General features: G+C 52.1%; 27 protein-coding genes and 2 tRNA genes. 19 read left to right on the plus strand and 10 right to left on the minus strand.

The genetic code is table 11. From position 1 onward, the window contains the following. Window positions 1–579: 579 nt before the first annotated feature. Entirely contained in the window at window positions 580–1,737 is a 1,158-nt protein-coding gene (locus BST81_RS20730; RefSeq protein WP_253188413.1) for a Fic family protein, read from the plus strand. Between the two features lie 198 nt (window positions 1,738–1,935). On the opposite strand, the gene rdgB is transcribed toward BST81_RS20730, so the two are convergent. From rdgB to cysS, 3 genes are all read right to left on the minus strand, one after another. Beyond that, the gene (rdgB, locus tag BST81_RS20735) at window positions 1,936–2,523 is read right to left on the minus strand and encodes an RdgB/HAM1 family non-canonical purine NTP pyrophosphatase (RefSeq protein ID WP_363080538.1); all 588 of its coding nucleotides are present in this window, start codon (window positions 2,521–2,523) and stop codon (window positions 1,936–1,938) included. Window positions 2,524–2,651: 128 nt separating this feature from the next. Further along, a complete protein-coding gene (locus tag BST81_RS20740; protein ID WP_075600427.1) occupies window positions 2,652–4,088 on the minus strand; it encodes a TldD/PmbA family protein in 1,437 nt (478 codons plus the stop codon). 114 nt (window positions 4,089–4,202) lie between these two features. Continuing rightward, complete coding sequence (cysS, locus tag BST81_RS20745) at window positions 4,203–5,714, minus strand: cysteine--tRNA ligase (protein ID WP_075600428.1); 1,512 nt, start codon at window positions 5,712–5,714, stop codon at window positions 4,203–4,205. Between the two features lie 115 nt (window positions 5,715–5,829). On the opposite strand from cysS, the gene BST81_RS20750 reads away from it, so the two are divergent. The 8 genes from BST81_RS20750 to BST81_RS20785 all read left to right on the plus strand — a co-directional run bounded on the left by BST81_RS20750 (window position 5,830) and on the right by BST81_RS20785 (window position 12,704). Beyond that, complete coding sequence (locus tag BST81_RS20750; protein ID WP_075600429.1) at window positions 5,830–6,984, plus strand: GTP-binding protein; 1,155 nt, start codon at window positions 5,830–5,832, stop codon at window positions 6,982–6,984. Further along, window positions 6,974–7,291, plus strand: a complete 318-nt coding sequence (locus tag BST81_RS20755) for a hypothetical protein (RefSeq protein ID WP_075600430.1) — start codon at window positions 6,974–6,976, stop codon at window positions 7,289–7,291. The genes BST81_RS20750 and BST81_RS20755 overlap by 11 nt, the downstream gene beginning before the upstream one ends. 102 nt (window positions 7,292–7,393) lie before the next feature. Then, the gene (locus BST81_RS20760) at window positions 7,394–7,783 is read left to right on the plus strand and encodes an MAPEG family protein (RefSeq protein WP_075600431.1); all 390 of its coding nucleotides are present in this window, start codon (window positions 7,394–7,396) and stop codon (window positions 7,781–7,783) included. A gap of 109 nt (window positions 7,784–7,892) precedes the next feature. After that, on the plus strand, window positions 7,893–8,186 hold the full coding sequence (locus BST81_RS20765; protein ID WP_253188414.1) for a (2Fe-2S) ferredoxin domain-containing protein: 294 nt from the start codon (window positions 7,893–7,895) through the stop codon (window positions 8,184–8,186). 158 nt (window positions 8,187–8,344) lie between these two features. Then, complete coding sequence (pyk, locus tag BST81_RS20770; RefSeq protein WP_075600433.1) at window positions 8,345–10,114, plus strand: pyruvate kinase; 1,770 nt, start codon at window positions 8,345–8,347, stop codon at window positions 10,112–10,114. Between the two features lie 220 nt (window positions 10,115–10,334). Then, window positions 10,335–11,771 (plus strand): diguanylate cyclase, encoded by a 1,437-nt coding sequence (locus BST81_RS20775; protein WP_075600434.1) that lies wholly within the window; start codon window positions 10,335–10,337, stop codon window positions 11,769–11,771. A 96-nt stretch (window positions 11,772–11,867) separates the two neighbouring features. Then, the gene (locus BST81_RS20780; RefSeq protein WP_171974819.1) at window positions 11,868–12,431 is read left to right on the plus strand and encodes a pentapeptide repeat-containing protein; all 564 of its coding nucleotides are present in this window, start codon (window positions 11,868–11,870) and stop codon (window positions 12,429–12,431) included. A 75-nt stretch (window positions 12,432–12,506) separates the two neighbouring features. After that, the gene (locus tag BST81_RS20785) at window positions 12,507–12,704 is read left to right on the plus strand and encodes a hypothetical protein (RefSeq protein ID WP_075600436.1); all 198 of its coding nucleotides are present in this window, start codon (window positions 12,507–12,509) and stop codon (window positions 12,702–12,704) included. Here the strand turns inward: BST81_RS20785 and BST81_RS28565 are convergent. Next, the gene (locus BST81_RS28565) at window positions 12,701–14,014 is read right to left on the minus strand and encodes a DUF3747 domain-containing protein (protein ID WP_075600437.1); all 1,314 of its coding nucleotides are present in this window, start codon (window positions 14,012–14,014) and stop codon (window positions 12,701–12,703) included. The genes BST81_RS20785 and BST81_RS28565 overlap by 4 nt on opposite strands. A gap of 288 nt (window positions 14,015–14,302) precedes the next feature. Here BST81_RS28565 and BST81_RS20795 point away from each other — a divergent pair, with 288 nt between their 5' ends. Then, entirely contained in the window at window positions 14,303–14,668 is a 366-nt protein-coding gene (locus BST81_RS20795) for a hypothetical protein (protein WP_143780437.1), read from the plus strand. Here the strand turns inward: BST81_RS20795 and BST81_RS20800 are convergent. Both BST81_RS20800 and BST81_RS20805 read right to left on the minus strand, forming a co-directional pair. Next, entirely contained in the window at window positions 14,634–15,443 is an 810-nt protein-coding gene (locus tag BST81_RS20800) for an RNA methyltransferase (protein WP_075600439.1), read from the minus strand. The two genes, BST81_RS20795 and BST81_RS20800, sit on opposite strands and share 35 nt — an antisense overlap. Window positions 15,444–15,717: 274 nt before the next feature. After that, window positions 15,718–15,801 (minus strand) — tRNA-Leu (locus tag BST81_RS20805). 201 nt (window positions 15,802–16,002) lie between these two features. On the opposite strand from BST81_RS20805, the gene murA reads away from it, so the two are divergent. The 6 genes from murA (at window position 16,003) to BST81_RS20835 (ending at window position 20,630) form a co-directional block, all read left to right on the plus strand. Continuing rightward, window positions 16,003–17,361: a UDP-N-acetylglucosamine 1-carboxyvinyltransferase gene (gene murA / locus BST81_RS20810; protein ID WP_363080576.1), complete on the plus strand. Its 1,359-nt coding sequence runs from the start codon at window positions 16,003–16,005 to the stop codon at window positions 17,359–17,361. Window positions 17,362–17,437: 76 nt separating this feature from the next. Beyond that, entirely contained in the window at window positions 17,438–18,313 is an 876-nt protein-coding gene (locus BST81_RS20815; protein WP_075600440.1) for a M48 family metallopeptidase, read from the plus strand. Further along, window positions 18,292–18,373, plus strand: a tRNA-Leu gene (locus tag BST81_RS20820). The genes BST81_RS20815 and BST81_RS20820 overlap by 22 nt, the downstream gene beginning before the upstream one ends. Before the next feature lie 30 nt (window positions 18,374–18,403). Further along, window positions 18,404–18,739 carry a hypothetical protein gene (locus BST81_RS27675; protein ID WP_075600441.1) on the plus strand — a complete coding sequence of 112 codons (336 nt, stop codon included), beginning with the start codon at window positions 18,404–18,406 and terminating at the stop codon, window positions 18,737–18,739. Between the two features lie 74 nt (window positions 18,740–18,813). Continuing rightward, a complete protein-coding gene (locus BST81_RS20830; RefSeq protein WP_075600442.1) occupies window positions 18,814–19,245 on the plus strand; it encodes an Hsp20/alpha crystallin family protein in 432 nt (143 codons plus the stop codon). 392 nt (window positions 19,246–19,637) lie between these two features. Beyond that, on the plus strand, window positions 19,638–20,630 hold the full coding sequence (locus BST81_RS20835; protein WP_075600443.1) for a J domain-containing protein: 993 nt from the start codon (window positions 19,638–19,640) through the stop codon (window positions 20,628–20,630). Window positions 20,631–20,715: 85 nt separating this feature from the next. On the opposite strand, the gene BST81_RS20840 is transcribed toward BST81_RS20835, so the two are convergent. Further along, a complete protein-coding gene (locus BST81_RS20840) occupies window positions 20,716–21,258 on the minus strand; it encodes a redoxin domain-containing protein (RefSeq protein ID WP_075600444.1) in 543 nt (180 codons plus the stop codon). A gap of 92 nt (window positions 21,259–21,350) precedes the next feature. Continuing rightward, entirely contained in the window at window positions 21,351–21,530 is a 180-nt protein-coding gene (locus BST81_RS27680) for a hypothetical protein (RefSeq protein ID WP_143780438.1), read from the minus strand. Window positions 21,531–21,633: 103 nt separating this feature from the next. Here BST81_RS27680 and BST81_RS20845 point away from each other — a divergent pair, with 103 nt between their 5' ends. Beyond that, window positions 21,634–22,770, plus strand: coding sequence for a hypothetical protein (locus BST81_RS20845; protein ID WP_143780439.1), 1,137 nt, complete (start codon window positions 21,634–21,636; stop codon window positions 22,768–22,770). A 67-nt stretch (window positions 22,771–22,837) separates the two neighbouring features. On the opposite strand, the gene BST81_RS20850 is transcribed toward BST81_RS20845, so the two are convergent. Then, window positions 22,838–24,148 carry a glucose-1-phosphate adenylyltransferase gene (locus tag BST81_RS20850; RefSeq protein WP_363080548.1) on the minus strand — a complete coding sequence of 437 codons (1,311 nt, stop codon included), beginning with the start codon at window positions 24,146–24,148 and terminating at the stop codon, window positions 22,838–22,840. A 205-nt stretch (window positions 24,149–24,353) separates the two neighbouring features. Next, window positions 24,354–24,728, minus strand: coding sequence for a cytochrome c (locus tag BST81_RS20855; RefSeq protein ID WP_075600447.1), 375 nt, complete (start codon window positions 24,726–24,728; stop codon window positions 24,354–24,356). 216 nt (window positions 24,729–24,944) lie between these two features. On the opposite strand from BST81_RS20855, the gene petG reads away from it, so the two are divergent. Both petG and BST81_RS20865 read left to right on the plus strand, forming a co-directional pair. Further along, window positions 24,945–25,058 carry a cytochrome b6-f complex subunit V gene (petG, locus tag BST81_RS20860; protein WP_075600448.1) on the plus strand — a complete coding sequence of 38 codons (114 nt, stop codon included), beginning with the start codon at window positions 24,945–24,947 and terminating at the stop codon, window positions 25,056–25,058. A gap of 396 nt (window positions 25,059–25,454) precedes the next feature. Continuing rightward, window positions 25,455–26,291, plus strand: coding sequence for a DUF4114 domain-containing protein (locus BST81_RS20865; RefSeq protein WP_075600449.1), 837 nt, complete (start codon window positions 25,455–25,457; stop codon window positions 26,289–26,291). Window positions 26,292–26,302: the final 11 nt, after the last annotated feature.

Here is a 26,302-nt window from a genome sequence, read left to right on the forward strand (position 1 = left end):
CCCTTGACCTCCCCAACCGCAACCGGACAGATCTCCCCGGATAAGACCGTGAACTGTCCCTACACAACTGCGTCATTTACCGTGTTCCCTGAACCAATGGGCTTTGTTGTGTTGTGCCAACTCGCCCCAGGACTATCTCGGCCTTCTATGACGTTTCTGTCCGTCAGCTTGTAGGTTTGCCGCTGGCTTCCTCCAGACCCTTCCTCACGGAAGCGCCCTTGCCTTAAGCTAGTAGTTGTCGTCACTCGGATCTTTTCGATCATTTGGACGCTGGTTCTCCTACAGGGGACTTTCACCCCATTAGTTCACGCCCGTGCCGGGCGTACACAACCCTAGTGCAGCGGATTGACCGAAGCCGCCTTGTGTTGTTGCAAAGTCTCTGGCAACCGCTGACCAGGGACGTTAGGCTCAACCTGTGAGTGGAGCACTTCTGCAAACGCAAATCTCGATTCAAAGATTCTTCGTCGTAGCCTTTACTTTTTTCGGCACCCTTAGTAAAGTAAGGGGCAGTTTGCTTTACTAATGTTTCTGCTAAGTATGTCATCCTTTACTAAGAGGTCAGAACGGGCAGGGCGATGGGTGCAGCAGGGCAGCGGTGAAACTTCTTACAGTGCCTTTATTCCTGCGCCCCTCCCTCCTGTTCCAGCAATTACAGTAGACTCAGTACTTCAGCGGCGGCTTGAAGCTGCTGGGTTAGCACTAGGGCGACTTGATGGGATTGGGCGAATACTACCGGGACCAGAAGAGCTTCTATACAGCTACATCCGAAAGGAAGCCGTATTATCAAGTCAGATTGAGGGAACTCAATCGTCCATTGCTGATTTGCTTCTTCATGAAAATCAGGCAGTACCGGGAGTTGTATTGGAAGATATTCAAGAGGTTTCCAACTATATTGGTGCATTGAGCTATGGTATTGATCGGCTTTCAACACTGCCTCTTAGCTTGCGTCTAATTCGTGAGTCACATGAGCGGCTTGTCCGTGGTACCCGTGGCGATCAGAAGGCACCCGGAGAGTTTAGGCGTTCCCAGAACTGGATTGGGGGAAGCAAACCGAGTGACGCAATGTTTGTGCCGCCGCCACCACATGAGTTGCCAGATGTACTCAGTGCATTCGAGAAGTTTCTCCATTCTGTGGAATATCCCGTCTTGCTCAAAGTTGGGCTCGCACACGCACAGTTTGAGACAATTCACCCCTTCCTTGATGGTAATGGTCGGGTAGGTCGTATGCTTATAGCACTGATGCTCGTTGCTGAAGGGGTTTTGGAACGACCGTGGCTGTATGTGAGCCTTCATTTTAAGAAGCACCGTGACAAATATTACCGTCTTCTCCAAGAAGTAAGAACTCAAGGAAATTGGGAAGAGTGGCTTATATTTTTTCTTGAAGGTGTTACAACTATTGCAAATCAAGCTACAGAGAAAATCCGTGCTTTAATGGCACTCTTTGAGCGAGATCGAAAAGTAGTAGAGCAGTCGCGGAAAGGTTCGATTTACCAATCGGTTGCAGTGCAGTCGAACTTGACAGTCTATGATTACTTAAAGAAAAGGATTGCTATCCGAATTCCCGAAACCGCAGAGGCTTGTGCGACAACTAAGCCAACTGTTAAACGTGCAATCGAAGATCTTCAGCGACTTGGTATCGTAACTGAGGCAACAGGTAAGCCTAGGAACAAAGTATATATCTATAAAGAGTATCTTGATATCCTGAATCAAGATGATGGAACATTTGAAACGCAATAATGATTGAGTGAGTAGGTGTAATCGATGAACCATCTTTTACATATAATCAGTTGCCTAACAAGTCGTTGCAGCGGCGAAATGGAATTTACTATCAAGAGTCAAAAGTCATTAGCCGCCGCTGAACTTGGTCATTACCAAATCCAATTTTCTTAAGCAAAGTAAAAATATTTCGGTGTGTCAAGTATATTAATCCCAAACTTATGCTCCAGGGGTGAGACTTTGGATCTGGGGCAACAGCACCTCAAAAGCCTGACCCCGATGACTGATGGCCCGTTTCACTTCTGGGAGCATTTCCGCAAAGGTCAACCCATGCTCTGGCACGTAGAAGATCGGGTCATAGCCAAAACCATCCGAGCCTCTGGGAAGATGGAGAATTTCGCCCCGGCAAATCCCCTCCGCTTGCAAGGCAATATTGCCATCCGGGCGGGCGATCGCGATCGCACAGGCAAACTGAGCCTGCCGGTTCAACTCATCCCCCAGTTCAAACAGCAGTCGTTCGATCCGCTCTGGATCGGTTTTGCCGTAGCGAGCTGAGAAAATGCCGGGAGCTCCTTCCAGGGCATCTACTTCCAGGCCAGAGTCATCGGCGATCGCCCATTCTCCTGTGGCCAGAGCCACCTGGGATGCCTTAATACAGGCATTGGCCAGGAATGTATCCCCTGTTTCCTCGATGTCCAACTCTTCTGGTTTGAGAATCAGCTCCCAGTCCAGCTCTACCAGGTATTCCTGCATCTCTCGGACTTTGCCTGGATTACCGGTTGCCACCACCATGATCGGCATTTGCATTCCTCCTTACCACAACAAATCCATCCTGTGGAGACGTTCCGATAGAACGTCTCTAGGACACCCAATTAAAAGTTTTGGAGGGGGTGAAACCCCTCCACTCCCTGTTGCAAAATTTAGTGTTTGCCACACTAGCCCCCACCGAATACCTCCAGATTGGCAAAGGCACAGATGGGCGAACCATGCCCCACCCAGATGGCCTGATTGGGTTCCCCTTTGCCACACATGGGGGTGCCATACATGGCCCAGGATTCCTGATCGCCCACCTGGACCAGATTCTGCCAGAATTGCAGGGTCGTGCCCCGGTAATTAGGATTTCGGAGCGTCTTCGTCAGTTGCCCCTGCTCAATCAGACGGGCATATTCACAGCCAAACTGGAATTTGTAGCGCTGGTCATCGATCGACCAGGAGCGGTTCGATTCCATATATACCCCCTGCTCGATGCTGCCAATCAACTCAGCCAGAGGGGTGGTTCCCGGTTCTAGATTCAGGTTGGCCATCCGATCGATCGGGGGCCGATTCCAGGAACAGGCGCGGGTACAGGCCACTCCTGGCAGCCCACTGCGGGTCTGACTTTCCAGCCCACCGATGCCCCGCAGGAGTTTTCCTCCCTGAATCAGATACTCCCGACTGGCAGGAGTCCCCGTATCATCGAAGTTGTAGCTGGCCAGTTCTCCCGGCACCGTGGGGTCAAAGGTGACATTCATCAAAGGCGACCCATAGGTGAGCTGGCCGAAGTCCTCTGGCTTGACAAAACTGCCCCCCGCATAGTTGCGTTCATCCCCCAGAATCCGGTCCAGCTCCAGAGGGTGGCCGATGCTCTCATGGATCTGCAACATCATCTGGTCGGGGGCCAGGACCAGGGTGGTGGTCATGGTAGGACAATCTTCTGCCGCCAGCAGTTCAACCGCCTGTTCTCCCGTGCGTCGAACTCGCTCCCACAAATCAGGCTCGGGAAAGAGTTCGGCTCCACCCTGGTAACAGTGGGAAAGCCAGCCATTCTGGGTGCGGCGCTGAACGATCGCCCCATCCTGAGCCGTCGCCCCATAATCCGTCGCCATTTTGAGAAATTTCTGGTACACCTCAGAGCCATTACTGCTAATCAACCAGGATTCTGCTTCTGTGGTCATCACCATGGCGGTGGTCTGTACGATCTGGTCCGAGACCTTCAAGGTCTGACAGATCTTGGCCAGCAGATCGTTGATCTCCCCAGCACTGAGCACCTCCAGGGGCTTTAAGAATGGGGAAATATATTGTCCCGTCACTTTAGGCCGTGCTGTTTCCGTCAAGCGATGGATGCCCCACTCAGCCGCTGCTTTGGCCTGCTGGTAGGCCATTTGGGCCGCCAGGCGAATCGGCGCTGCCTGGAAAGAATTCGTGGCTCCATAGCCGATCTGGCCATTGACGAGAACCTCCACCATGACACCCTGGTTGTCCGATCGCCCATTCGATCGGGGCAACCCATCTCGAAAGGAACGGGTGGTTTCCGTTTCCCGTACCGCCCGCAAACCCACCCAATCCACTGGCAGGTCAAGCGAGGCTAACACCTGCGAGAGTTGATCCAACATAAAACATCCCCTTTGGATACCAGTGGGGGCACATAGCCTGTGCCCATACCTGACCGTGCGCCCATGATAATGCACCGATTCTAATCAAGGATCGGAAGCATGAATCACCATTCTTTATCGATGCCAGCGGGTACCATCGGCACCATCAATCAAGGTAATTCCCTGGGCTTTCAACTCGTCCCGAATCCGATCGCCCTCTTTCCAGTTCTTGGCCTTGCGGGCCTCCGTCCGTTGCTGGATCAGAGCTTCGATGGCTGCATCAGTCCAGCCTGCAATCAATTCGGGTGTTCCGGCCCCAGCACGAGCAGCGGCAGAGTCAGGTTGCAGGACTTGTGCTTCGGGTTTGGCGGTTAACCCTAACACTTGGGCCAGGCAGACCAGGGTGAACCACTCGCGCTCCAGGACCTGAGGGTCCGTTTTTGTTTTCCCCTCATGGACGAGCAGGTTCCCCTCCTTCCGTAAGTCCTTCGCCAAGTCAAAAAGCACTGCCAGGGCACCAGCAGTATTGAAGTCATCATCCATAGCGGCTTGGAATTGTGTTACTGCTGGACTGCCTGACGGCACTCGCATGTGGGCGGGATCGCCAAAGGTGGCATCCCCCCGATCGGGCCACTGCAGATCCTGGCCAAAGTTGTAGCCAAACAATAATCCTTCCCTGAGCGTCTGCCAGCCATTGGTGGCAGCGGCCATGGCTTCTTCTGTGAAGTCGATCGGCTGCCGGTAGTTGGCCTGCAGGACGAACAGCCGCACCACCATGGGGTCATACACCTCCAGCAAGGCCCGGATCGTGGTGAAGTTCTTCAGGGACTTGGACATTTTGTCCCCCCTGATTTTCACAAAGCCATTGTGCAGCCAGTAAGTGGCAAGGGGTTGGGCAAGGGCCGCTTCCGATTGGGCAATTTCATTCTCGTGGTGGGGAAACACCAGGTCTTCGCCACCGGAGTGGATGTCAATGCGATCGCCCAGCAACTCCCGCACCATGGCCGAACATTCGATATGCCAGCCCGGGCGTCCCTGACCCCAGGGAGACTCCCAAAAAGGTTCCCCCGGTTTGGCCGCCTTCCAGAGAGCAAAATCCATAGGATGATGCTTTTTTGTCTCTGGTTCTTCACTCAGTCGTCCACTGGCCCCCGCTTCCATCTGCTCCAGGTGCCGCCCAGAAAGCTTGCCATAGCTGGGAAACCGTTCTACCGCATAATACACATCCCCTCCAGCAGCATAGGCGTAGCCGCCCTCAATCAGGGTTTTAATCAGATCGATCATCTGGGGGATGAATTCAGTAGCTTTGGGATAGGCGTCTGCCCGCTGAATATTGAGCTGATCCATATCGACAAAGTACTCATCGATATAGGTTGCAGTTACCTGATCCCAGGGTTTCTGTTCTTCCTTCGCCCGGTTGATAATTTTGTCATCAATATCCGTGAAGTTCTGAATGTAGCGCACGTCATACCCACACCATTGCAAGTATCGCCGGACCACATCCCAGACGATGTAAGAGCGGGCATGACCCAAATGGCAGTAGTCGTAGACGGTGACCCCACAGCAATACATCCGCACTTGACCGGCCTCCAGGGGTTCAAAGGCTGCTTTGCCACGAGTCAGCGTGTTGTAGAGTGTGAGTACCATAACAATGGGAAATTATTAAGATCAAAGTAATGCCATAGGGCATCGAATCTTGATGCTAGCATTGGATTGCTGACAGCTTCCTAACCATTTTTTCAGACATTTTGAGCGATCGCTTATGCCATCCGTAGCCAGTTCCCCCAGCCAGACCATGGACGCTCCCAAACATGGCCTGCCCGTTACCATCATCACCGGCTTTCTTGGGAGCGGCAAAACCACCCTCCTGAACCACATTCTCACCAATCAGGAAGGGGTGAAGACAGCGGTGCTGGTAAATGAATTTGGTGAGATTGGCATTGACAACGAACTGATTGTATCCACAGACGACGACATGGTGGAACTCAGTAATGGCTGTATCTGTTGCACCATTAATAGCGACTTACAGGATGCCGTTTACAAAGTCCTGGAGCGGGAAGATAAAGTCGATTATATGGTGGTCGAAACCACTGGCCTGGCTGATCCCCTGCCGGTTGCTCTTACCTTCCTGGGCACGGAACTGCGGGACCTGACCCGGCTGGACTCCATCATCACCGTGGTGGATGCGGAGAATTACAGCCTGGATCTGTTCAATAGTCAGGCGGCCCATAATCAGATTGCCTATGGCGACATTATTCTCCTGAATAAGGCCGACCTCGTTGATCCGGCTGATCTGGATCTGCTGGAAGTCAAGATTCGGGATGTGAAAGAAGGAGCCCGAATTCTCCGTACAGTGAAAGGAGATGTGTCCTTACCCCTGATCCTGAGCGTGGGGCTGTTTGAATCCGATCGGTATTTTGAGACAGACGATAAAGCCGAGGGCCATGATCACCATGACCATGACCACGATCACCATGACCATGACCATGACCACGCCCATGCCCATCATGGGCACGACGAGCAGGATCACTCAGCCTGTGACCATGACCATGGCCACTGTGAACATGACCATGACCATCACCACCATTCCGATCACCTGGAGATGGATGGCTTCACCTCGATTTCCTTCCAGAGTGACAAGCCCTTTGCGATTAAGAAGTTTCAGAACTTTCTGGATCACCAACTACCTGAATCGGTCTTCCGCGCCAAAGGGATTCTCTGGTTTGATGAGAGTCCCCGTCGTCATATCTTCCATCTCAGTGGTAAACGCTTCACCATGGACGATGAGGATTGGAAAGGCCAGCCCAAAAATCAACTGGTGTTAATTGGCCAGAACCTGGATCATGCAACCCTAAGAGCCCAGTTGGAAGCCTGTTTGGGGCCAAAATCATCGCGAGGTAAGGGGTTTGGCAAGTAGCCTGGACAATCCGCTATTTTTGATCGGCCTTGCCATTATTGTGCTGAGCAGCCTCGTTTCCTTCTTTTGCTTCATCCGGGTGCTGATCTGGATGTTCCAAAACGATGAAACCACATGGGGAACGGTTTGTCTCGTACTGACTTTTCTGAGCGGCCTTGGCCCCCTGATTGGCTATGTTCTTGGCTGGACACTCCCCAGGGAAGGCCAATTGCGACCCACCATGGGCATCTGGACCTTGTCCATTGTCGTTACGATCGTGGGTACCATCCTCGTGATCGCCACCTCTGGGGCAATCACGACCCAATAATCTCCAGACATCGCACACAACACCCCTATCCCAACTTACAGGCGTTGCTTACAATGCCTCTATCCCATCCATTCATTTCATTGGCATCATCCACGGAATTTCATGACGACTGATTTGACTTGCCTGCTGATCCTGACCCTCTGGACCTTACTCCTGAACCATATTCCCGCCGTGGCCCGAATTACTAAAGGTGGCGTTGCCTGGGGCCTCAGTAATCGCGAGGTGATGCCAGAGGTGGCACCCTGGGTGGGACGGGCCGATCGGGCCCAGCGCAACCACCAAGACAACCTGGCCCTGATTGCGATCGTCATCCTGATTGCCCAAATCACCGGCCAGGCTGACGGGATCACGGCCATTTCGTCCATCATTATGGTGGTTTCCCGCATCCTGCACGGTCTCACCTACATAGCTGGCAATCCGCTGCTGCGATCGACCGCCTACTTTGTCTCCATCCTGGCCCTGCTGACGATCGTCTGGCGCATTCTGACTTAGGGCTCAAGTCTTGCTACCCTCTGACCAGATCCCCCCAGCCCTGGGATAACTCAGGACTGCGGCCAAACCAGCCCTTCGCTACAATAAAAACATGAGTAGGTCAACCAGGGTGGGATCACTACGACAGGTCTCTGTTTGTCAACATACCAACTGTCTCCAAAATGGCTCGTCGGAGGTTTTAGGGGCTTTTGAAGCTCAGCCTATTTCGGGGGTTACGGTTTGTGCAACGGGATGTCTGGGGCAATGCAATATGGGACCAACCGTGCATATCGAGCCGGATCAGACCTGGTACTGCCGGGTTAAGCCCCAGGATGTACCGGAAATTGTCGATCGGCACCTGCAAGGCAATGAACCCGTGAAAAGATTGTTGCATCCCCGCTTTCATCCTCAATTTATCGAGTGAGGGCGTCAGGTGTTCCATCCCAGGGCAGACAGGCAACTGTCCTGTTTTGTCCCAGTCGTCAACCCCGTAAGGAAGTCAGTAGTTTTTAACCCCAGGGGCTGGCGATGTGATACTATCCCTGTTGCATACAGATTGTAATAATTGAGCTGTGAGACCCCTTGCCTCGGACTAAAATTGTTGCCACGATCGGCCCTGCTACCAGCACTCCCGATGTTCTTCGTGCCCTGATCGGAGCGGGAGCTACAACGCTACGGCTCAACTTTTCCCATGGCACCCACGATGACCACCAGCGAAGCATTCGTCTGATTCGTCAAATTTCCTTTGAGTTAAATCAACCCGTTGGGATTCTACAAGATTTGCAAGGCCCTAAGATTCGCCTGGGTAAGTTTATAGATGGCCCCATCACTCTGAAGAAAGGGGATCCCTTTATCCTCACTAGTCGGGATGTGACCTGTAACCAGGAAATTAGCACCGTCACCTATGAGCCTCTGGCCGATGAAGTGCCTTCAGAGTCCCGCATTCTGCTGGATGATGGGCGGGTCGAAATGGTGGTGGAAACAGTCGATCGACCCCAGCGCGATCTCCATTGCCGGGTCACTGTGGGTGGGGTCCTCTCCAATAGCAAGGGGGTCAACTTCCCTGGGGTTTACCTCTCAATTAAAGCCCTGACGGATAAGGACCGGCGGGACTTGATGTTCGGTCTGGACCAGGGTGTAGATTGGGTAGCCCTGAGCTTTGTTCGTAATCCTCAAGACATTCTGGAAATTAAGGAACTGATTTCTAGTGCCGGGAAACAGGTGCCTGTGATCGCCAAGATTGAGAAGCATGAGGCGATCGAACAGATGGAGGCCATTCTTTGCATCTGTGATGGCGTCATGGTAGCTCGAGGGGATCTGGGGGTAGAGCTTCCGGCAGAGGATGTCCCGGTTCTGCAGAAACGTCTGATTGCCACAGCCAACCGGCTGGGTATTCCCGTGATCACGGCCACCCAGATGCTAGATAGCATGGTCAGTAATCCCCGACCAACCCGGGCTGAAATTTCCGATGTGGCCAATGCCATTCTGGATGGGACTGATGCCGTGATGCTGTCCAATGAAACTGCGGTCGGTAAATATCCGGTGGAAGCCGTAGAAACCATGTCCCGAATTGCCACCCGGATTGAGCAGGAAAAACATGTCCGCAATCTGGAAGAAGATACGGGACGATCGATCACCAATGCCATTAGTCAGGCCGTCGGGCATATCGCGGGGCAGTTGGGGGCTGCTGCCATCATGACCCTGACCAAGACGGGAGCAACAGCCCGTAACGTTTCTAAGTTTCGGCCTCAAATCCCAATTCTGGCTGTCACCCCCCATGTGGATGTGGCTCGACAACTACAACTGGTCTGGGGTGTGAAACCCTTGCTGGTGTTAGATTTACCCAATCAGGTTCAGACGTTTCAGGCAGCTATCAGTGTCGCCCAGGAGAAGCTGCTTCTGGCAGAGGGCGATCTGGTTGTGCTGACGGCAGGAACCCTCCAGGGGGTCGCTGGTTCCACAGACCTGATTAAGGTAGAAGTGGTGACCGCTGTTCTGGGTAAAGGCACTGCCATTGGGCAACAAGGGTCCATCAGTGGTCGGGCCAGGGTCGCCCACAGCAACATAGAGATCAGTAATTTCAACCCTGGAGAAATTCTGGTAGCCCCCCGCACCAGCATGGATTTTGTCGATGCCATTCGCAAAGCCGCCGGAATTATTACAGAAGATGACAGCCTCACCAGTCATGCAGCAGTCATTGGCTTGCGCCTGGGTGTCCCAGTTATTCTGGGAGTAAAAAATGCAACGTCCGTAATTCGAGATGGGGCAATTCTGACGCTGGATATGCAACGGGGCTTGGTTTATTCTGGCACCGTAGGTCCAGCTCAAAATGACACAGCATCAATGATTTAGCCTGGTCAATCATGATTTAAATTCTATGTCGCTGACCGTGAGCTTGCCTACACACAGGTTTCTTTTAAGACCTGGTTAAGAAAAAAGCCAGGAGATTTCACGGATTTTCCGAGATAACTCGCTGTTCTTCGTTGAGAAGACCCCGGTAAGATTGCTTGCATAATCCAAATTCTCTGTCGCCATCACTCCGTGATTCTGCACCAGGAATACTTAACTGATTATGCTGCACATCAGCAACCTTCCCCTCGGCTTGACCTCAATTTTGGAAGATTTACCCCTCCATAATATTCAGGTTGAGTTGGATTGTTCAGGCTCGAAAGTGATTAAAATTTTTGAGAAAAATCCTTTTCTCCCAGGTATCGTTCTCGTAGAACAGGGAGAATTTCGTGGGATGGTTTCGCGGCGTCAGTTTTTTGAGAGTATGAGCCGCCCCTATAGTCTGGATTTATTCTCAAAACGACCTATCCGGACTTTATATGAATTCACCCCCTCGGACGCCCTGACCTTCCCTGGGGAAATGTCCATTGTCAATGCCACCCGTCAGGTTCTCAGTCGCCCCCAGACTGACCTATATGAACCGATCATCGTTTTGACCCGGCAGGGAGTTTATAAAATCCTAGATGCCCAGAAGCTGCTGCTGGCCCAGTCCCAAATCCACTTGTTGACGATCTCGGCTCTGGAAGAGAGTCAGGAAGCCCTCTCCCAGGAAAAAGAATTAGCCCAGGTCACCTTACAGTCCATCGGGGATGCAGTCATTACCACTGACGCCCAGGGGCGGATTGAATCGTTAAACCCAATGGCCGAAAAGTTAACGGGTTGGACGGCTGCCGCAGCCTACCATCAACCTCTCACAGACGTATTTTGTGTGATTGACGAAGTAAGCCGCCAACCCGTGGCCAATCCTGTCACCACTCTGCTGCAGCATGGTCTTGCACTTGAGCAGGCTGAACATAAGGTCTTGATCGCGAGGGAAGGGCATGAAGTGGCGATCGATGATTCAGCAGCTCCCATTTATTCCCGGACTGGGCTACCCATTGGTGCAGTCCTAGTATTTCGAGATGTGACCCGATCCCGCCGGATGGCTCACCAACTCTCCTGGCAGGCTACCCATGATGCTTTGACGGGGTTGGTGAATCGCCACGAATTTGAACGGTGCCTGGAACAAGCTACCGATCTGGCGCGTCTGGAAGAGCGCCGCCATACCCTGTGCTATATGGACCTGGATCACTTCAAAATCATCAACGATACCTGCGGGCACCACGCTGGGGATGAGTTGCTGCGTCAGGTCACCCACCTGCTTCAGACCGAAATTCGAAAAACGGATACCCTGGCCCGTCTGGGTGGGGATGAATTTGGCCTGCTGCTCTATGAATGTTCGGTCGCAGAGGGGCTCCAGGTGGCAGAAAACCTCTGTCATCGCGTCAAAGATTATTCCTTCTTCTTCGAAGACCACACGTTCCATATTGGGGTCAGTATTGGTCTGGTAGAAATTCAACCAGACTACTGCAATCCGAGCCATGTGTTACGCGCTGCAGATACAGCCTGTTACGTTGCTAAACGGGGAGGCCGCAACTGTGTGCAAGTGTTTCAACAGACTCAGATGGGAAAAGTCGATCATGCCTCGATCGGGAGTGCCATTTTAGAATCTGCCCGATAAAGTGAAGAAGCATGTTATGCAACGCGCTACGGTTGCTCTCTCCCGTCCAAATTGGTATCAGTGCTGATGCAAGGGTCGTAAAAAATGCTTAAGCAGATGAAATGGCTTTCCCAAAATCCCCATCTATCCCTGGCTGCCACTCTATTACTGGGGTTCAGCCTAAACATAGGAGAACCCCTGAGGGCTGAAAACCCCCCTCCGCTCCAAAAACTGTTACTGCAAAAAGAGTGTCGTCATTGTAATCTGCGCAATGTGGATCTGAGATATGCCAATTTACGGGGCGTTGATTTATCAGGGGCTGACCTGACGGAGGCCAATCTTTACCAGGCCGATTTACAGGAGTCGCGCCTGTCCAGCGCAAATTTGACGGGTGCTAACCTGATTAACGTGAATTTACTGAGGGCTGATTTACAACAAGCCAATTTGCACCGAGCCAAGTTAATTGGAGCAGATGTCCGATCGGCCCAACTGAATGGGGCCAACCTGGAGCGGGCAGACCTCAGTGAAACAGATCTGAGCAATGCAGATTTGCGAGGAGCCAACCTCAAAGAAGCCACAATGATTAGCACCACCCTCCAACAATCCCTGCTGTGTGGAGCAGTGATGCCGACGGGCTATACCTTCAAACGGGGCTGCGAGAACAAAAGCACGGAAAGGTAACCGCATAGACCCAGCTTCCGTACTGTAAGATGTGGTTCAACATGTTGAAGCCCTATCTATCATCTGGGAGCAGCGATGCACAGCCACAATCCAAACCTGGAAGTCAGTCAAATCGTGGAAGGGATTTTGCGATCGGGTAAAATTAGCCGCCGGGAGTATGAGCAGCTCTCGGCAGCTATTTTGGCCGACAATAAGGTGGACGAAGAAGAGCATCGCCTGGTGAACCGGGTGTTCAATGCGATTCAAGAGGGACGTCTAAAAATTGTGGATTAAGGGTTGACCAGGACTACATAGGGAGAAGCAACGGCCTGAACTCGACCGGTACTAGCTAAAGCCTGGTAGACAAAAGCAGCAACTTCAGCCCGAGTGGCCGGACGATTTGGGTTCAATTGTCTGACTTCGGGATAGTTCACCACAATCTGCCGTTCCGTTGTAGCTGCTATGGCACTGGCTGCATAGGCTGGAATCTGGGCCACATCCTGGTAATAGTTGAGCAGGCTGGTATTGGCACTCTTCAGGTTCAAGCCACTGGCCAACGACACTAGAGCCTGGACTCTGGAGATATTCTGGTTGGGCTGGAAAGTACCATCGGGATAGCCAGAGATAAAGCCCTGTTGGGAAGCATTCCGAATCGCCTGGAGCCCCCAGTAGTTGGGAGCCAGGTCTTTGAAGCTACCTGGGGGACGACTGGCCGGGATATTGCTGAAGGCCTTGCTGACAATGATGGCATACTGGACACGGGTCACCGGCTCTTCAGGCCGGAAGGTGCCATCGGGGAAACCTGTGATAATCCCTCGGCTGGCTAAGGTTTCAATGTAGTTCCTGGCCCAGTGGTTAGTAGTATCGGCAAAGGTGGCCAGATCAGGCAACTTGATCCCAGCCACGATCGTATCTGTGGTCAGGTAAACATGCCCCAGCACTTTATCCTTAAACACACGCTTAGTTAACCGCCAGCCCGGAACCAGGTTAATTTTGACAAATTGGCCTGCCGGAGGCAGACCGTTGGTGCGGCCCAGCAGCAACACCGGTGCTTTGCGATCGCCCCCCACATTTGTCCCAATCAAAAGCAGTTCATTATTCTGCCGGACAATGCTGAGCGCATACATGAGCCCTAAATCTCTCCCCGCCATCCGAATCGAGTACCCGTTGCTATCCGTACTCCGAGAACAGATGCGGGTAAAATCAAATTGCAGTAGCAAAGGGTCCACAATAACTGGATTGGAACCACTCTCAGCCCAGCAGTTTTTCTGAAAAGATAACTGTTCAACAATCAATAATTGATAGTTACCGGTGTTCCCGATCGGGGAGGCAATGAGAACAAACTTACTGGAATCAACTTCTTCCTGGCCAAAAAATTGAGCAACCGCAGCGCCAGAGGGCTGCCATCTGCCTGCGAGGTCCAGAGAAGGTAGAGGCCAATTGAGCGTGAGCGCCAGGGCAGCGGAGGTAAGTCCAAGGTTGAGTAGGTGCCGTTTCATGGTGGTTATATCCAAGGAAAGCAGGAAGGCTAGGGCAGCCACTAGATAGGATAGCGCCTGACGTTCCTGAATCGGGGGCCATGCAACAATCTTGCAACTGTTCATCAGTAACGACCTGCTGCAATAGCTATTGTTCCCAGCGTTTTTTATGGGTGAAGCTTGACTGAAAGTGTAAAATCTTCGAGAGAGACTGGGCAATCTATGAGCATCAGTAACCAGGACACTCACAGGAAAGTTCAACCCTCTCGTCAGGACGCATCCCCTTCCGACCTTAGTTGACCGGCCCCAGTTTAACCATTCCCTTTTGAGTTGAGTCGGAGGCAAGGCTCTTGCAGTTGTATCCCTATCTGCTCACTTAGCCTGGGTTGCTATTCCCGATTCTGGAGTCTCGACATGGAGTCTCAACATATGGATCAGAACCGACGAGAATTGCGTCGTGCCGCCGCAAGAGCATTTCTTGATTCCCTGGATGCCTTACAGGAAACCCTGGATCTCACAGAACTGGAGACGGCTGAATTGTCATCCAGCGGGACACCGCATCGTCCAGCCGCACCATTGCCGCCGCCAGCAGAGGCTGGTGGCAAAGCAGAAGCGACTGATCAACCCCCCGTTACCGCTCCCCAACCTGGTAACCCGGAAGTCAAAAAAAAACCGCTGCCTCAGAATACTTCCAATGCGTTGAATCTGGATGACCTGGAACAGGCGATCGCCGATATTGACCAATTCATGCAGGCGCGCAATTCCCAGGGGCAGGGTTAAACCCTCGTTGTCGTTGCACCTCGTAGAGAATCAGAGCCGCTGCGATCGTCACATTTAAAGACTCCACCCCCGGACTCAGGGGAATCCTCACAGGTCGATCGGCCAGAGCCACCACTTCCGGCAACAAACCGGCTCCCTCATTGCCCAGAACGATCAAGGTTGGGGGACGTAGATCGACCTGCCAATAGGTGAGATCAGCCGTAGGGACAGTGGCAAGCACCTGGAACCCCTGCCCCCGACTGTGCTGCAGGGTCATCCGTAGATCTGGACTAACCGCCATGGGGAGACGAAACCATTGTCCGGCAGAGGCCCGCATGACTTTAGGATGATCCAGGTCCACGCTATCGTGGCTGAGCCAGAGCCCCTCTGCACCGGCTGCCGCTGCTGTGCGGATGATACCTCCCAGATTACCCGGATCTTGAATCGTGGCCAGAGCCAGCCCCAAAGTTGTGATCGGTAGCTGCCTTAGAGGTGGCTGCCGCTCTGCTATGGCCAGGATGCCATCCGGCTCAACCGTTGTCGCGATCGCCTTCATCACCGCTGGACTCACCCGTTCTGATCTCGGGGTCTGCTGACAGAGTTGGGCCCAAATCTCGGGATGGCGGCCCTGCCAGGACTCGGTGCTGCAGACCGTGTGCAGTGGATAGCCCGCAGCCAAAGCCTCCTGAATTAAATGGGTTCCTTCCAGGAGAAACATCTGCTGCTCATGGCGGGCTCTAGCCTGGTGCAATTTTCGAATTTGCTTGACCAGAGAATTTTGCAGACTGGTGAGCATTGATTAAACTTTTAGTATAAAGATGAATTTTTGATAAGAAAACCTAACGATAATGTCATTACCCTCGATCGAGGTCAAGTTAAGCGTGTCCCGATCTCGGAGTATAGCCATCCAGGCTCAAGCCATACCGCTAAGAACTGGGCAGTGGCAGGTTTTCTTCGGGTGCTGCTGGACATCAAGGCCACCCATCCACAGTCTAATTGCAGTTTAATCGGGATAAAAAATTTTCCTCCCGATTAATAAACCAAGAGGAAAGCAGACAAGATCTGGCTAATGCGGAACCCGGGACTTGAACCCGGAAGTCTTTGCAGACACTAGAACCTGAATCTAGCGCGTCTACCAATTCCGCCAGTTCCGCATATCAAAGTCACAATCTCTAATGATTCCAGAGTTCAGCTTATTCGTCAACTACTGTGATCGGAAAGATGAGAGGTTGTTAACCTAATTTTATCTGATTCAGGCGTTCAGAAAGATGGACATCTGCCGGGATTCCGGTAAGATTGAGACCAAATCCAAGAATTTACACAAGTATAAATTGACTCCGGAGGGTAGGGTTATCATTTCCGCTCGTACATCACCAGAAAGCTACTCTCAACCTGAAGAGGACAAGTCTGTTCTACGCGTCTGGGGCAAATCCCCTCTGCAAGGGCAGGTTAAGATCAGCGGGGCTAAGAATTCAGCTCTGGCCATTATGGCAGGTGCCTTGCTGTGCCCTAAGGACTGTCACCTGCGTAATGTCCCGACCCTGGTGGATGTTTCCCGTATGGGAGAGATCCTGACCGCCCTGGGGGTCAAACTGAAGCGAAATAACGACATCCTGGAGATAGATGCTCGTCACATTGGGCAATCTAAGGCTCCCTACGAACTGGTTAGCCAGCTACGGGCCAGTTTCTTTGTCATTGGTCCTCTCCTGACACGCCTGGGAGTAGCACGGGTGCCTATGCCCGGTGGTTGTGCGATCGGGGCCCGTCCGGTAGATTTACATGTTCGCGGTCTGCAGGCCATGGGAGCCGATGTCCAGATCGAGCATGGTACGGTGCATGCCTGTATCCCTGGTAACAGCCGCCGCTTGAAAGGGGCACGGATTTACCTGGATTATCCCAGTGTTGGTGCAACAGAAACCTTGATGATGGCAGCCACCCTGGCCGATGGGGAAACCATCATTGAGAATGCAGCCCAGGAGCCGGAAGTGGTTGACCTGGCTAATTTCTGTCGAGCTATGGGAGCCCGGATTCGAGGGGCTGGAACCAATACGATCGTCATTTCTGGCGTTCCCAGCCTGCATTCAGTGGATTATTCCATCATTCCGGATCGAATTGAAGCTGGAACATTCCTGGTGGCGGGTGCGATCACCCACTCGGAGTTCAGTCTGGCACCGATCGTGCCGGAACATCTGACAGCAGTGATTGCCAAACTGCGGGCGATCGGAGCCCAGATTCTGGAAGAAGGCCCTAATCGGCTGCGGGTGATTGGCTCTCCAGAACGCCATCGAGCGACAGATATCGAAACCCTTCCCTATCCAGGTTTTCCGACAGATATGCAGGCTCAATTTATGGCCCTGCTGACCCTGAGTGATGGAGATAGCGTGATTTCGGAGACGGTATTTGAAAATCGGCTCCGTCATGTAGCTGAGTTAAGTCGGATGGGGGCAGACATCCGGGTGAAGGGCAACCATGCCATTGTGCGTGGCGTACCCATGCTTTCGGGAGCCCCTGTGCTGGCTACCGATCTGCGGGCTTCGGCGGCTCTGGTGCTAGCAGCTCTGGCTGCTGACGGCCAAACCACGATTCATGGCCTCCAGCATCTCGATCGGGGCTACGACAACATTGAAGGCAAACTCCGACAATTGGGAGCCCGTCTAGAGAGAGCTCAGGCAGAAAATGTCGATCCGGCGATGTTTCAGCTACAACCTAAGTAGGGATGCAAGTTATTGCACCTCTGCTGGATAGGGTTTTTCCCTAACCGGTATGTAGCCTTCATCGTTTCTGTTTACCATGTCTACCCTGAAAACTCCCCTGATCGGCCTCCGGGCCGATCACTTTCGCCATCCCCTGGATCTGGAAGCGACCAGAGCCCTAAAGCAAATTCCCGGCCTGGATCTGCTGGTACGGAATCTGCTCGGATCCCTGGCTGAACAGGTCTTTTATCTGGAGAACATCGCCTCCAGTATTCTGGTCAGCGATCGACAGATGCCCCAACTGCACACCCTTTTACAGGAGGCCTGCCAAATTCTTGATTTGGAGCCTCCTGAGCTCTATGTCCGGCAAAATCCAGTCCCGAATGCCTACACCTTCGCTATTCGCGGAAAGCAGCCCTTCATCGTGATTCATACCTCCCTGTTGGAACTTCTGACCCCAGAGGAAACCCAGGCCGTGATTGCCCATGAACTGGGCCATCTGAAATGTGAGCATAGTGTGTATCTGACCCTGGCCAATCTCATCATTCTGGCAGCCGGACAATTGCCCAATTTGGGCGGTCTGCTAGCCCAGGCCCTGCAAACCCAGATTCTCGAATGGGTCCGGTGCGCAGAGTTCACCTGTGATCGGGCCGCCCTACTGGCGACTCAGGACCCTCGGGTGATGATGTCTACTCTGATGAAATTAACGGGTGGCTCCCCATCTCTGGTCTCCCAGCTCAACCTGGAGGCCTTCATCGACCAGGCCCGCGCCTATGATCAGATCAGCCTGACCGAAATGGGAGAGATGTTGAAACAGGCTCAGACTGCAGCTCGGACCCATCCCGTGCCAGTTTTGCGCGCCCGGGAAATCGATCGTTGGGCTGGGAGTCAGGCTTATCAAACATTGCTCCATCACCGTTCGATTCAGTATAATAATGAAGCTAAACCTGTGGGCGGGTGGCGAAACTGGTAGACGCATCAGACTCAAAATCTGACGCCGCAAGGTATGGGAGTTCGATTCTCCCCCTGCCCATTCTCTGTTTTCCGGAGGGAGGATGGTTCCATGGCCAGACAATTGAAGCGGTGGGAGTCTCCCCGCAAAGAGGGGCGTAACTCCAAGGGCAAAGGCGGCTCAGCTCGCCAACGTCAGGTTCGCAAGCAAACGCAAGTTCTGCGACAGCGATTAAAAGAACAAGGTGACGCTAACTCTAAAAGCCAGCGTCCTAAGGGGGGAGAAGGTCAATCTTCTCCCCTTATTTTTTGCCAAAATTTAAGCCTAGACACACCAGTACAGCCTGGAACAACTCTCAACGCCCCCGATTTTCTGCAGGTGCGGGAATTCCTCCTGAGTGACGCGAAAGAACCGAACCTGTCTGGATTCCAGTCCTTGGTAAGCTGAAAGCAAGGTTGAAGCAGGTTAGCGGATACCGAACAACATCAATTCAGAAGAAGTTGACCGAGGAGGTTGGTATTATGACTCTGATTCGCTGGGAACCGTTTCGGGAAATTGATACCCTTCAACGAGAAATGAACCGTCTCTTTGAGACACTCACTCCGACAACACCCAACGGTACAGCCTTTGTGCCCGCAGCAGAGATGCGTGAAACGCCAGAAGCCGTGCTTCTGAAAGTTGAATTACCTGGCATGGAGCCCAAAGATCTGGAGGTGCAGGTGATGGCAGAGGCTGTCTCGATCAGCGGTGAACGCAAGACCGAAACCAAGACGGAAGAAAAGGGCGTGATGCGCTCCGAGTTCCGCTACGGCAGATTCCAGAGAGTGATTCCTTTGCCGGTTCGAGTTCAGAACACCTCTGTTCAAGCCGAGTATAAGGATGGCATCTTAAACCTGACTCTGCCCAAAGCGGAAGAAGAAAAGAACCGAATTGTCAAGGTCAGCTTGAACTAGGATCACTGGGCATCTGTCCAGCGTCAAGGCTAAGCCGAGATCGCCTGCAAGGGACAGCCTGGGACGGCTGAGTAGTCCCCCAGGAGGAGTCCCCACTGACCGATAACAATCGGCTATAGTTCAGGGTAGAGGATTCGAAAGAGCCTCCTCTACCCTGGGTTCGTTGGATGGAAGCGAGGATGGTAAGGTGCGATCGGGTGGAACCAATCCACCTTCAAACTAATGTTCAGTCAATGATTAATTGACGGATAGCCAAAATCGAGGCCATTGATTTGGGTTAAATTTTGCGGGTCTTCGACCCGTCAACATTTTCCTGACGGAACAGTAAACCGGGTCATGATTGAGTACCCCTGCCCGTGAGCAGGGGCAATGCTATAGGAGGAGATGGGTTGATGGCTGCGACCGACTTCAAAGACTACTATGCCGTTCTGCAGGTGAATAAAACTGCCAGCACGGACGATATTAAGAAGGCGTTCCGCAAATTAGCCAGGCAGTATCACCCTGATGTGAATAATAACAACCGGGAAGCAGAAGCACGATTCAAGGAAATCAACGAAGCCTATGAAGTGCTGTCTGACCCGGAAAAGCGCCAGAAATATGACCAGTTTGGTCGCTATTGGAAACAAGCGGACCAGGCTGGAGCCGCAGGCTGGGGAGGTGCCCCCAGTAGTGGGTTCGACAATTTCGAATTTGGCCAGTATGGGAGCTTTGAAGAATTTATCGATGCCCTGTTAGGGCGTTTCAATACCAGTACCACTGCCAGTGGGTCACGGGCCAGTACAGGCCGATCGCGCACGCCGGGAGGATACGGCGACTTTGGGTTTGACGAGCGGGCTACTACCAGTGCCAGTTACGATCGGGAAGCGACCCTAGCCCTGACCCTGGGGGAGGCTCTGCATGGTACCTCCAAGCGGTTGAGCCTGGGCACAGAGGTGGTGGAAGTCCGGATTCCAGCAGGCACAGGGGCCGGTAAACGCATCCGCCTCCGGGGTAAAGGTCAGCCCAATCCTTTTAATCAACAGCGGGGCGATCTGTATTTGATCGTAGACCTGCAACCCCACGCCTTTTTCCAACTGGAAGGCGAAAACCTGACCTGTGAAGTGGCGATCGCACCGGATGAAGCCGTTTTAGGTGCTCAGATTGAAGTCCCCACACCCGATGGGAACGTGAAATTAAATGTCCCGGCGGGAATTCGCTCCGGCCAGTCCCTGCGTCTGCGAGGGAAAGGCTGGTTCAAGGGAGATGGAACCCGGGGCGATCAACTGATCAAGATCGTGATCGTGCCCCCGAAGGACCTGAGTCCGATCGAGAAAGAGTGTTACGAAAAAATTCGAGCCAATCGGAGCTTCAATCCTCGCAGCCACCTCCAATCCGTCAAACTGTAGCGGACCTCCCCTCTCAATCCTGCCCGATCGCTCCCTTGGTCCTCGCTGAGGGAACCATGGGACAGCCAGCAGAAATGCCCCAATCTTACAGGGCTGCGATCGCCTGCAACAGTTCCTCAATACCAGCGTTATAGGACAGGAAGGAAAACAGGTGTCGATAACGCAGCCTGCCCTGGGGATCCAGCACAAACTGAGCCGGTAGGGGAGCCCCCAGAGCCTGTCCTGTCTGGTAAACCTGGAAAACTGCACAACTGGAATCGGTCAGCAATGGCATCTGTAACCCCAGATCCCTGGCCACAATCCGACTCTGGCGCTCATCCGTGCTGGTGATCATGAGTAGTTCTGCACCCAGATCCAGAATGCGATCGTAGTTTTCATTCAACGCCTTAATGTGGGGATAGCAAAAGGGACAGTATTGCTTCTCCGTAAAAATGCGCGTGAAGGCGAGTAGAACTGGCCTATTCCCCCGATATTGGGACAATTGAACCAGCCCTCCCTGGGTCACATCAGTCAGGGTAAAGTCAGGGGTTGGTTCTCCCAATTGCAGTTGATTGGTCGCCGGAATAGGAAATAAATGATTGAAAAAGCGCTGATTAAACAAACCACTGAAATCATTGGAAGTCAGCATTATCCTTACCCTCTGTACAATTACAGCTTAACAGGGCACTTTGAACTTTGATTCCCGTCCCATTGACACGAATTTGCTCAGATCTGAGCAAATTATTGATGGTGCTCCTCTGAGGGACTCTCATCAGGCATCGGTGACCCATCAGGAACATCTTTCTGGTAATTTAAGTCCGATCGCATCAAGTCGATCGCCTGCTTCACTGAACTATCTGAGCACAGCTTTTCCCTGTTGACATCTGTGGCACACCCTAGCGTTAAGCCTGAAATAGCCATCTTTCTATCCTGAGATAGAGCCAGAAGTGAATTCCAGACCGAAGACAATTCAGCATGTCAGCATCAATTTTTAAACTGAGATAGACGTTTGAAGGAGAATTACATGGATCGTTTCCCTGGTTTGTCATCAGCAAGCGCGTTACTGGTGGCAGTAGGTATGGTGTCTGGAGCCGTAGCTCCCCTGGTCGCTCCTGCACCGGCAGGAGCCGTAGCCATTACAAATGGGGAATACAGCGGATTTGTTCAAGGCAGTTCCCGAATTTTCACCTTCCGCAATCAATCGAAGCGGAATAGTCCCTTTGAAAAAGCACGGGGCGAAGAGTACACCTTCACGGCCAGAGCTGGGGATGAACTGGAATTCCAGGTTGATCCCGAAGATGGGAGCACCTTACAGACCATTCTAGTCCTGATTGCGGTCCAGACTGGTAAACAGGTTGTCTTTGTTGATAAGGGCAATATGGTGCGCTATAAGGCCCCTACGGCTGGGGCTTATAAATTGCTGGTACTGGCTAAAGGAAATACTCGCGGCAGATATATTCTCTATTCAGAAGGCATCGGTCAGGCTGCCGTTGCCGCTCAACCCGATCAGATTATGGCTGACGTGTTGAAACTCCGGGTTGTAGGCTGTGGTGTCCCCAATGTGGCTCGTGTCAAGTTTGGGAACGAAGAGCGCTGCACCCGCGATATTGATCCGGGCCTCTACACCTATGATGACGCCTCTCGCAGTCTGAAAATTGTGGATACTCGCCGGGACACGATCGGCCAACGCCTGCAACTCAGTATGCTGGAGAAGTGCCCCCCGGCTGGCACAACGACCGTGAAGATCAATGTTCTGGACCCCCAGGATGGCCAGCGGTATGTCTATTGTGCCACCCCAAACCGTTATGTGTCCGCCGGTGAGTATAGCTACGATCTGACCGCCGATCGATTGCAGCCTGTAACCACAGGTTCAACACCCACCACACCTACCACGACTCAATCCGATGAACGACGGGTGTTACTGCAGCGGGACTATGGGCTAACCACTCTGGATGCCTGTCCCACCCAACGCACCTCCCTGGTCGTGGTCGCTTTTCCCGATCCCAGTCAGGCCACTCAGGGCTATGTCTACTGTGCTCAGCCAAACCGATTGGTCCAGGCTGGCGAATATGTTTACAACAACAAGACGGGCGATCTGGAAGTTGCCCGTAAAGCCGAACAGTGCACCGTATCCTTGGGCGGTGTTTGTATTGTGAAATAATAACTTAATGCCCGTAGAGAGGCGATTAATCGCCTCTCTACGGGCATTAGGTTATTACTATCCCACCCTAAATGATGGTTTTATCGGGGATGACGGCATTTTTCAACACCACGACAATGCCGCTGCGGATGTAAAAGCCCAGGCTTTCCCGATCGGCTTCCTCCACCCGATCCTTGTTGATAATCTGCACATCACAACCAATGCGCGCATTCTTATCAATGATGGCCCGCCGCACGGTGGTGTTGGCACCAATTCCTACAGGAATCGCACTGTTTTCATCGTTGGACTTCCGTTCTGCAAAGGGCTGGTAATAATCCGCCCCCATGATCAGAACATCTTCAATCAGGCAACCCGCTTCCACTCGCGTCCGAACACCCAAAACAGAATGGTTGATCGTGCAGCTTTTTAGAATACAACCCTCACCAATCATCGACTCTCGTATGGAGCAGTCGAGGAACTTGCTCGGGGGCAAATAACGGGACCGGGTATAAATGGGGGCTTTTTCATCATAGAAGCTGAACGGCGGCTGCGGCTGGTGGGTCAGAGCCAGGTTAGCTTCAAAGAAAGACTCGATCGTCCCGATATCTTCCCAATATCCGTTAAACAGATAAGCTTGAACATTGTAGTCTTTCGAGGATTCAGGAATAATTTCCTTGCCGAAATCAGTCCGATCGGGAGCTTCCTTCAAGAGTCTGGTGAGAACTTCTTTCTTAAAGACATAAATGCCCATAGAGGCAATGTAGGGATACCGTTTAGCCTCTGCCGATGGCAGACCCAAAATGGTGGTATCAACCTGCATCTTGGCCAGTGCCTCCCCTTTGGGTTTTTCACTGAAGTCAATGACTCGACCAGAATCATCGATCTTCATCAGACCAAAATCGGACGCCCGTCGTTCATCCATCGGCACCACTGAGAGGGTGATGTCCGCATTGGTTTCCCGATGACGCTGGACAAAATCCGCATAATCCATCCGATAGAGATGGTCCCCAGACAGGATCAGGTACTCATCCACATCCCACTCTTCCAATAGCCACAGGTACTGCCGCACTGCATCTGCCGTCCCCTGGAACCAGTTTGGATTTTCCGGTGTTTGCTGAGCCGCCAGTACTTCGACAAAACCATCCGTGAACCCGGCAAAGGTATATGCCCGAGCAATATGACGGTTCAGCGAAGCTGAATTAAACTGGGTCAGGACGTAAATCTTGAGAATTTCAGAATTGACGCAGTTACTCACTGGAATATCGATCAGGCGATATTTCCCAGCCAGGGGAACAGCGGGCTTAGCGCGCAACTTAGTCAGTGGGTAAAGGCGTGTTCCTGCTCCGCCTCCAAGGATAACTGCAAGTACTCTTTTCACAAAAAACCTCTTAACTGCCACTGTACTCCCACATCCAGTGTCTGACTGTGTGGATCAGTTGGCAAGAGGCAAAAGAAATAAAAAGGAAATCATTTGGGGGATTTTTGGAAAAGCCATTGGTCATGACTCATTGGTCAATGAGTCATTGATTTAGCGGGTACGGTTCAGTGCTGACAGAGGAATCGACCCGATCGTCACCAATGAGCCATGGGAAATGACCCATAACTTACAAACTCTTGAGATAGCTTAAAAGATCTGCCATTTCCTGATGACTGGGTTGAAACTGCGGCATAGGAGGCGTTTTGCCACTGATCACCTGTTGGATCAGGCCAATATCAGACTTCCGATCTGATATGTTTTTCAGGCTAGGCCCAACTCGCCCATCCGCCATCAATCCATGGCAACCTGAACAATTCATCTGGAAAATCGCATGCCCTTGAATCGGGTCACCAGAAAGGGTCAAAACAGCACGAATATACGGATCAGAGACTTGCCATTGGTGAATACCTAAGATTGCCAAGAAAATCACAAGGATAATCGCCAGGACGATCAAGCCGACCTGCTGCATAAGAATTTCTGGTTTGACAAGCTGGTTATCCAAAAGATCTGCCCGAAAAAACAGGAATGTTTAACTGAAGTGATAATCAATAACACTACTCTACAAAATCAAACGCCAATTGTTGAGAAGTGTTAATATTTTTTCCTATTTTTTCAGTGTGCTAGATGGGAAGGGACTGGATTAAAGGCTTAAACTGCCACAGCCCTTGCAGTAAGATGATGAAAAGTAAGGTAACAAAACTTTAGTGAGGAAATAATCGTGGTTGAGCCTCTGCTTTCAGGAATCGTTCTGGGGTTGATTCCAATTACTCTGGCCGGTTTGTTTGTGGCTGCGTATCTTCAGTACAAGCGCGGCAACCAATTGGGTTTATGAGATTCAGGGCGGGTTCTACCAACCCCATTGTCAGGGGTTTGCGTTTTACCAGACCCGCCCTCGCCCTCTGCTCCTATTCATTGCTGACCATTATTTGTTGCATTGCTCTCCTGAGAGAAGTTCATGGCCTTGCTATCAAGCATGGGCTCTACTTGAGCATTTTTCCATCGATCCACAGTGGCATCCTATTCCCATCTGCGCTTCCCGGAGCTCTGCAATCCCTCCCTGAAAGCCCATGCTTGCTTGGACTTCCCATCTCAGGTTCCCCCCTCTAACCTCAGCCCTGAGTCAAGTCAAACCTGAACACATACAAAATTGTCTTTGCTGCCATCCACTGTATACCTGACCTCATGCATTAGAGGTTTACCGTGAATATACAGAAATTCAGATGCAGTAATGAAAACATTCTTCACCCATACCCTGGCGATCGCCTCCCTGCTTTCCGGTACTACCCTCTCGGTTTCCCCTGCTCAAGCAGCCAGCTTCTCCTGGGGACAATGGACCAGTCCCTCATCCCTGCAAGTAAAAAGCAAAACCACAGACCAAACTGGATTCCAGGCTCTCATGCCAGAATTTCAGAAATTTGTTCAACTGGAAAATCAGGTTCTCAATAATCCAGAAACCTATGCCGTAGACCCGACAAAGCTGACTCTGACAGTGGATAGTGCCGTTCGAGTCTACTTCCTGAACGAAGGTGCAAGCTACAAGAACCAGTTGGCCTACGATGGCACCACCTCATCCAGCTATCAAGCTAAACTGATCTTCAACAATGTGTCGGCTTACGATAGCCTTAAGCCCAACCCAGAGGGTCCTTTGACTATTGGGGATTACGTCGATCTGGGGGTCATGCAAGGCGGCACAAAACTGAACTTCTGGATCAGAACCAATGGCTACAACGGGGGTGCCAATGTTTACGGTAGCAGTGCAACCCTGAATCCAGATCAACTGGAGCACATGGTGAGCTACGTTTACAAGGACTATCTGATTCTGGGGTTTGAAGACCTCTATGGCCCCAAAGGGCTATTTGGTGGCAAAAACGAAGGCTCTGATCGGGATTTTAACGATGTCCTGTTTGTGGTGGATATCGGTAAAACCAATATTCTCAACCTGACAGTCCTGCCCCAATCCGCCCTGAAGCAATCGGTTCCCGAAGCCACTCTGGGCAGTTTCGGATGGGGCGCGATCGGGCTGCTCCTCTTTAAGAAACAACGCAAACCCGTAAACAAGGTATAATAAGCCTAAAC

This window comes from Leptolyngbya sp. 'hensonii' (assembly GCF_001939115.1).
Classification (GTDB): Bacteria; Cyanobacteriota; Cyanobacteriia.

What these genes read in the sequence shown, in the direction of transcription:
- BST81_RS20800 (WP_075600439.1), bottom strand. Translation starts at nt 15,443, where the DNA reads ATGCTCACCAGTCTGCAAAATTCTCTGGTCAAGCAAATTCGAAAATTG.
- BST81_RS20795 (WP_143780437.1), top strand. Translation starts at nt 14,303, where the DNA reads ATGGAGTCTCAACATATGGATCAGAACCGACGAGAATTGCGTCGTGCC.
- BST81_RS20750 (WP_075600429.1), top strand. Translation starts at nt 5,830, where the DNA reads ATGCCATCCGTAGCCAGTTCCCCCAGCCAGACCATGGACGCTCCCAAA.
- BST81_RS20815 (WP_075600440.1), top strand. Translation starts at nt 17,438, where the DNA reads ATGTCTACCCTGAAAACTCCCCTGATCGGCCTCCGGGCCGATCACTTT.
- BST81_RS20865 (WP_075600449.1), top strand. Translation starts at nt 25,455, where the DNA reads ATGAAAACATTCTTCACCCATACCCTGGCGATCGCCTCCCTGCTTTCC.
- rdgB (WP_363080538.1), bottom strand. Translation starts at nt 2,523, where the DNA reads ATGCAAATGCCGATCATGGTGGTGGCAACCGGTAATCCAGGCAAAGTC.
- BST81_RS28565 (WP_075600437.1), bottom strand. Translation starts at nt 14,014, where the DNA reads ATGAACAGTTGCAAGATTGTTGCATGGCCCCCGATTCAGGAACGTCAG.
- BST81_RS20740 (WP_075600427.1), bottom strand. Translation starts at nt 4,088, where the DNA reads ATGTTGGATCAACTCTCGCAGGTGTTAGCCTCGCTTGACCTGCCAGTG.
- BST81_RS20780 (WP_171974819.1), top strand. Translation starts at nt 11,868, where the DNA reads ATGAAATGGCTTTCCCAAAATCCCCATCTATCCCTGGCTGCCACTCTA.
- BST81_RS20760 (WP_075600431.1), top strand. Translation starts at nt 7,394, where the DNA reads ATGACGACTGATTTGACTTGCCTGCTGATCCTGACCCTCTGGACCTTA.
- BST81_RS20775 (WP_075600434.1), top strand. Translation starts at nt 10,335, where the DNA reads ATGCTGCACATCAGCAACCTTCCCCTCGGCTTGACCTCAATTTTGGAA.
- BST81_RS20835 (WP_075600443.1), top strand. Translation starts at nt 19,638, where the DNA reads ATGGCTGCGACCGACTTCAAAGACTACTATGCCGTTCTGCAGGTGAAT.
- BST81_RS27680 (WP_143780438.1), bottom strand. Translation starts at nt 21,530, where the DNA reads ATGGCTATTTCAGGCTTAACGCTAGGGTGTGCCACAGATGTCAACAGG.
- BST81_RS27675 (WP_075600441.1), top strand. Translation starts at nt 18,404, where the DNA reads ATGGCCAGACAATTGAAGCGGTGGGAGTCTCCCCGCAAAGAGGGGCGT.
- BST81_RS20830 (WP_075600442.1), top strand. Translation starts at nt 18,814, where the DNA reads ATGACTCTGATTCGCTGGGAACCGTTTCGGGAAATTGATACCCTTCAA.
- cysS (WP_075600428.1), bottom strand. Translation starts at nt 5,714, where the DNA reads ATGGTACTCACACTCTACAACACGCTGACTCGTGGCAAAGCAGCCTTT.
- BST81_RS20785 (WP_075600436.1), top strand. Translation starts at nt 12,507, where the DNA reads ATGCACAGCCACAATCCAAACCTGGAAGTCAGTCAAATCGTGGAAGGG.
- BST81_RS20845 (WP_143780439.1), top strand. Translation starts at nt 21,634, where the DNA reads ATGGATCGTTTCCCTGGTTTGTCATCAGCAAGCGCGTTACTGGTGGCA.
- BST81_RS20840 (WP_075600444.1), bottom strand. Translation starts at nt 21,258, where the DNA reads ATGCTGACTTCCAATGATTTCAGTGGTTTGTTTAATCAGCGCTTTTTC.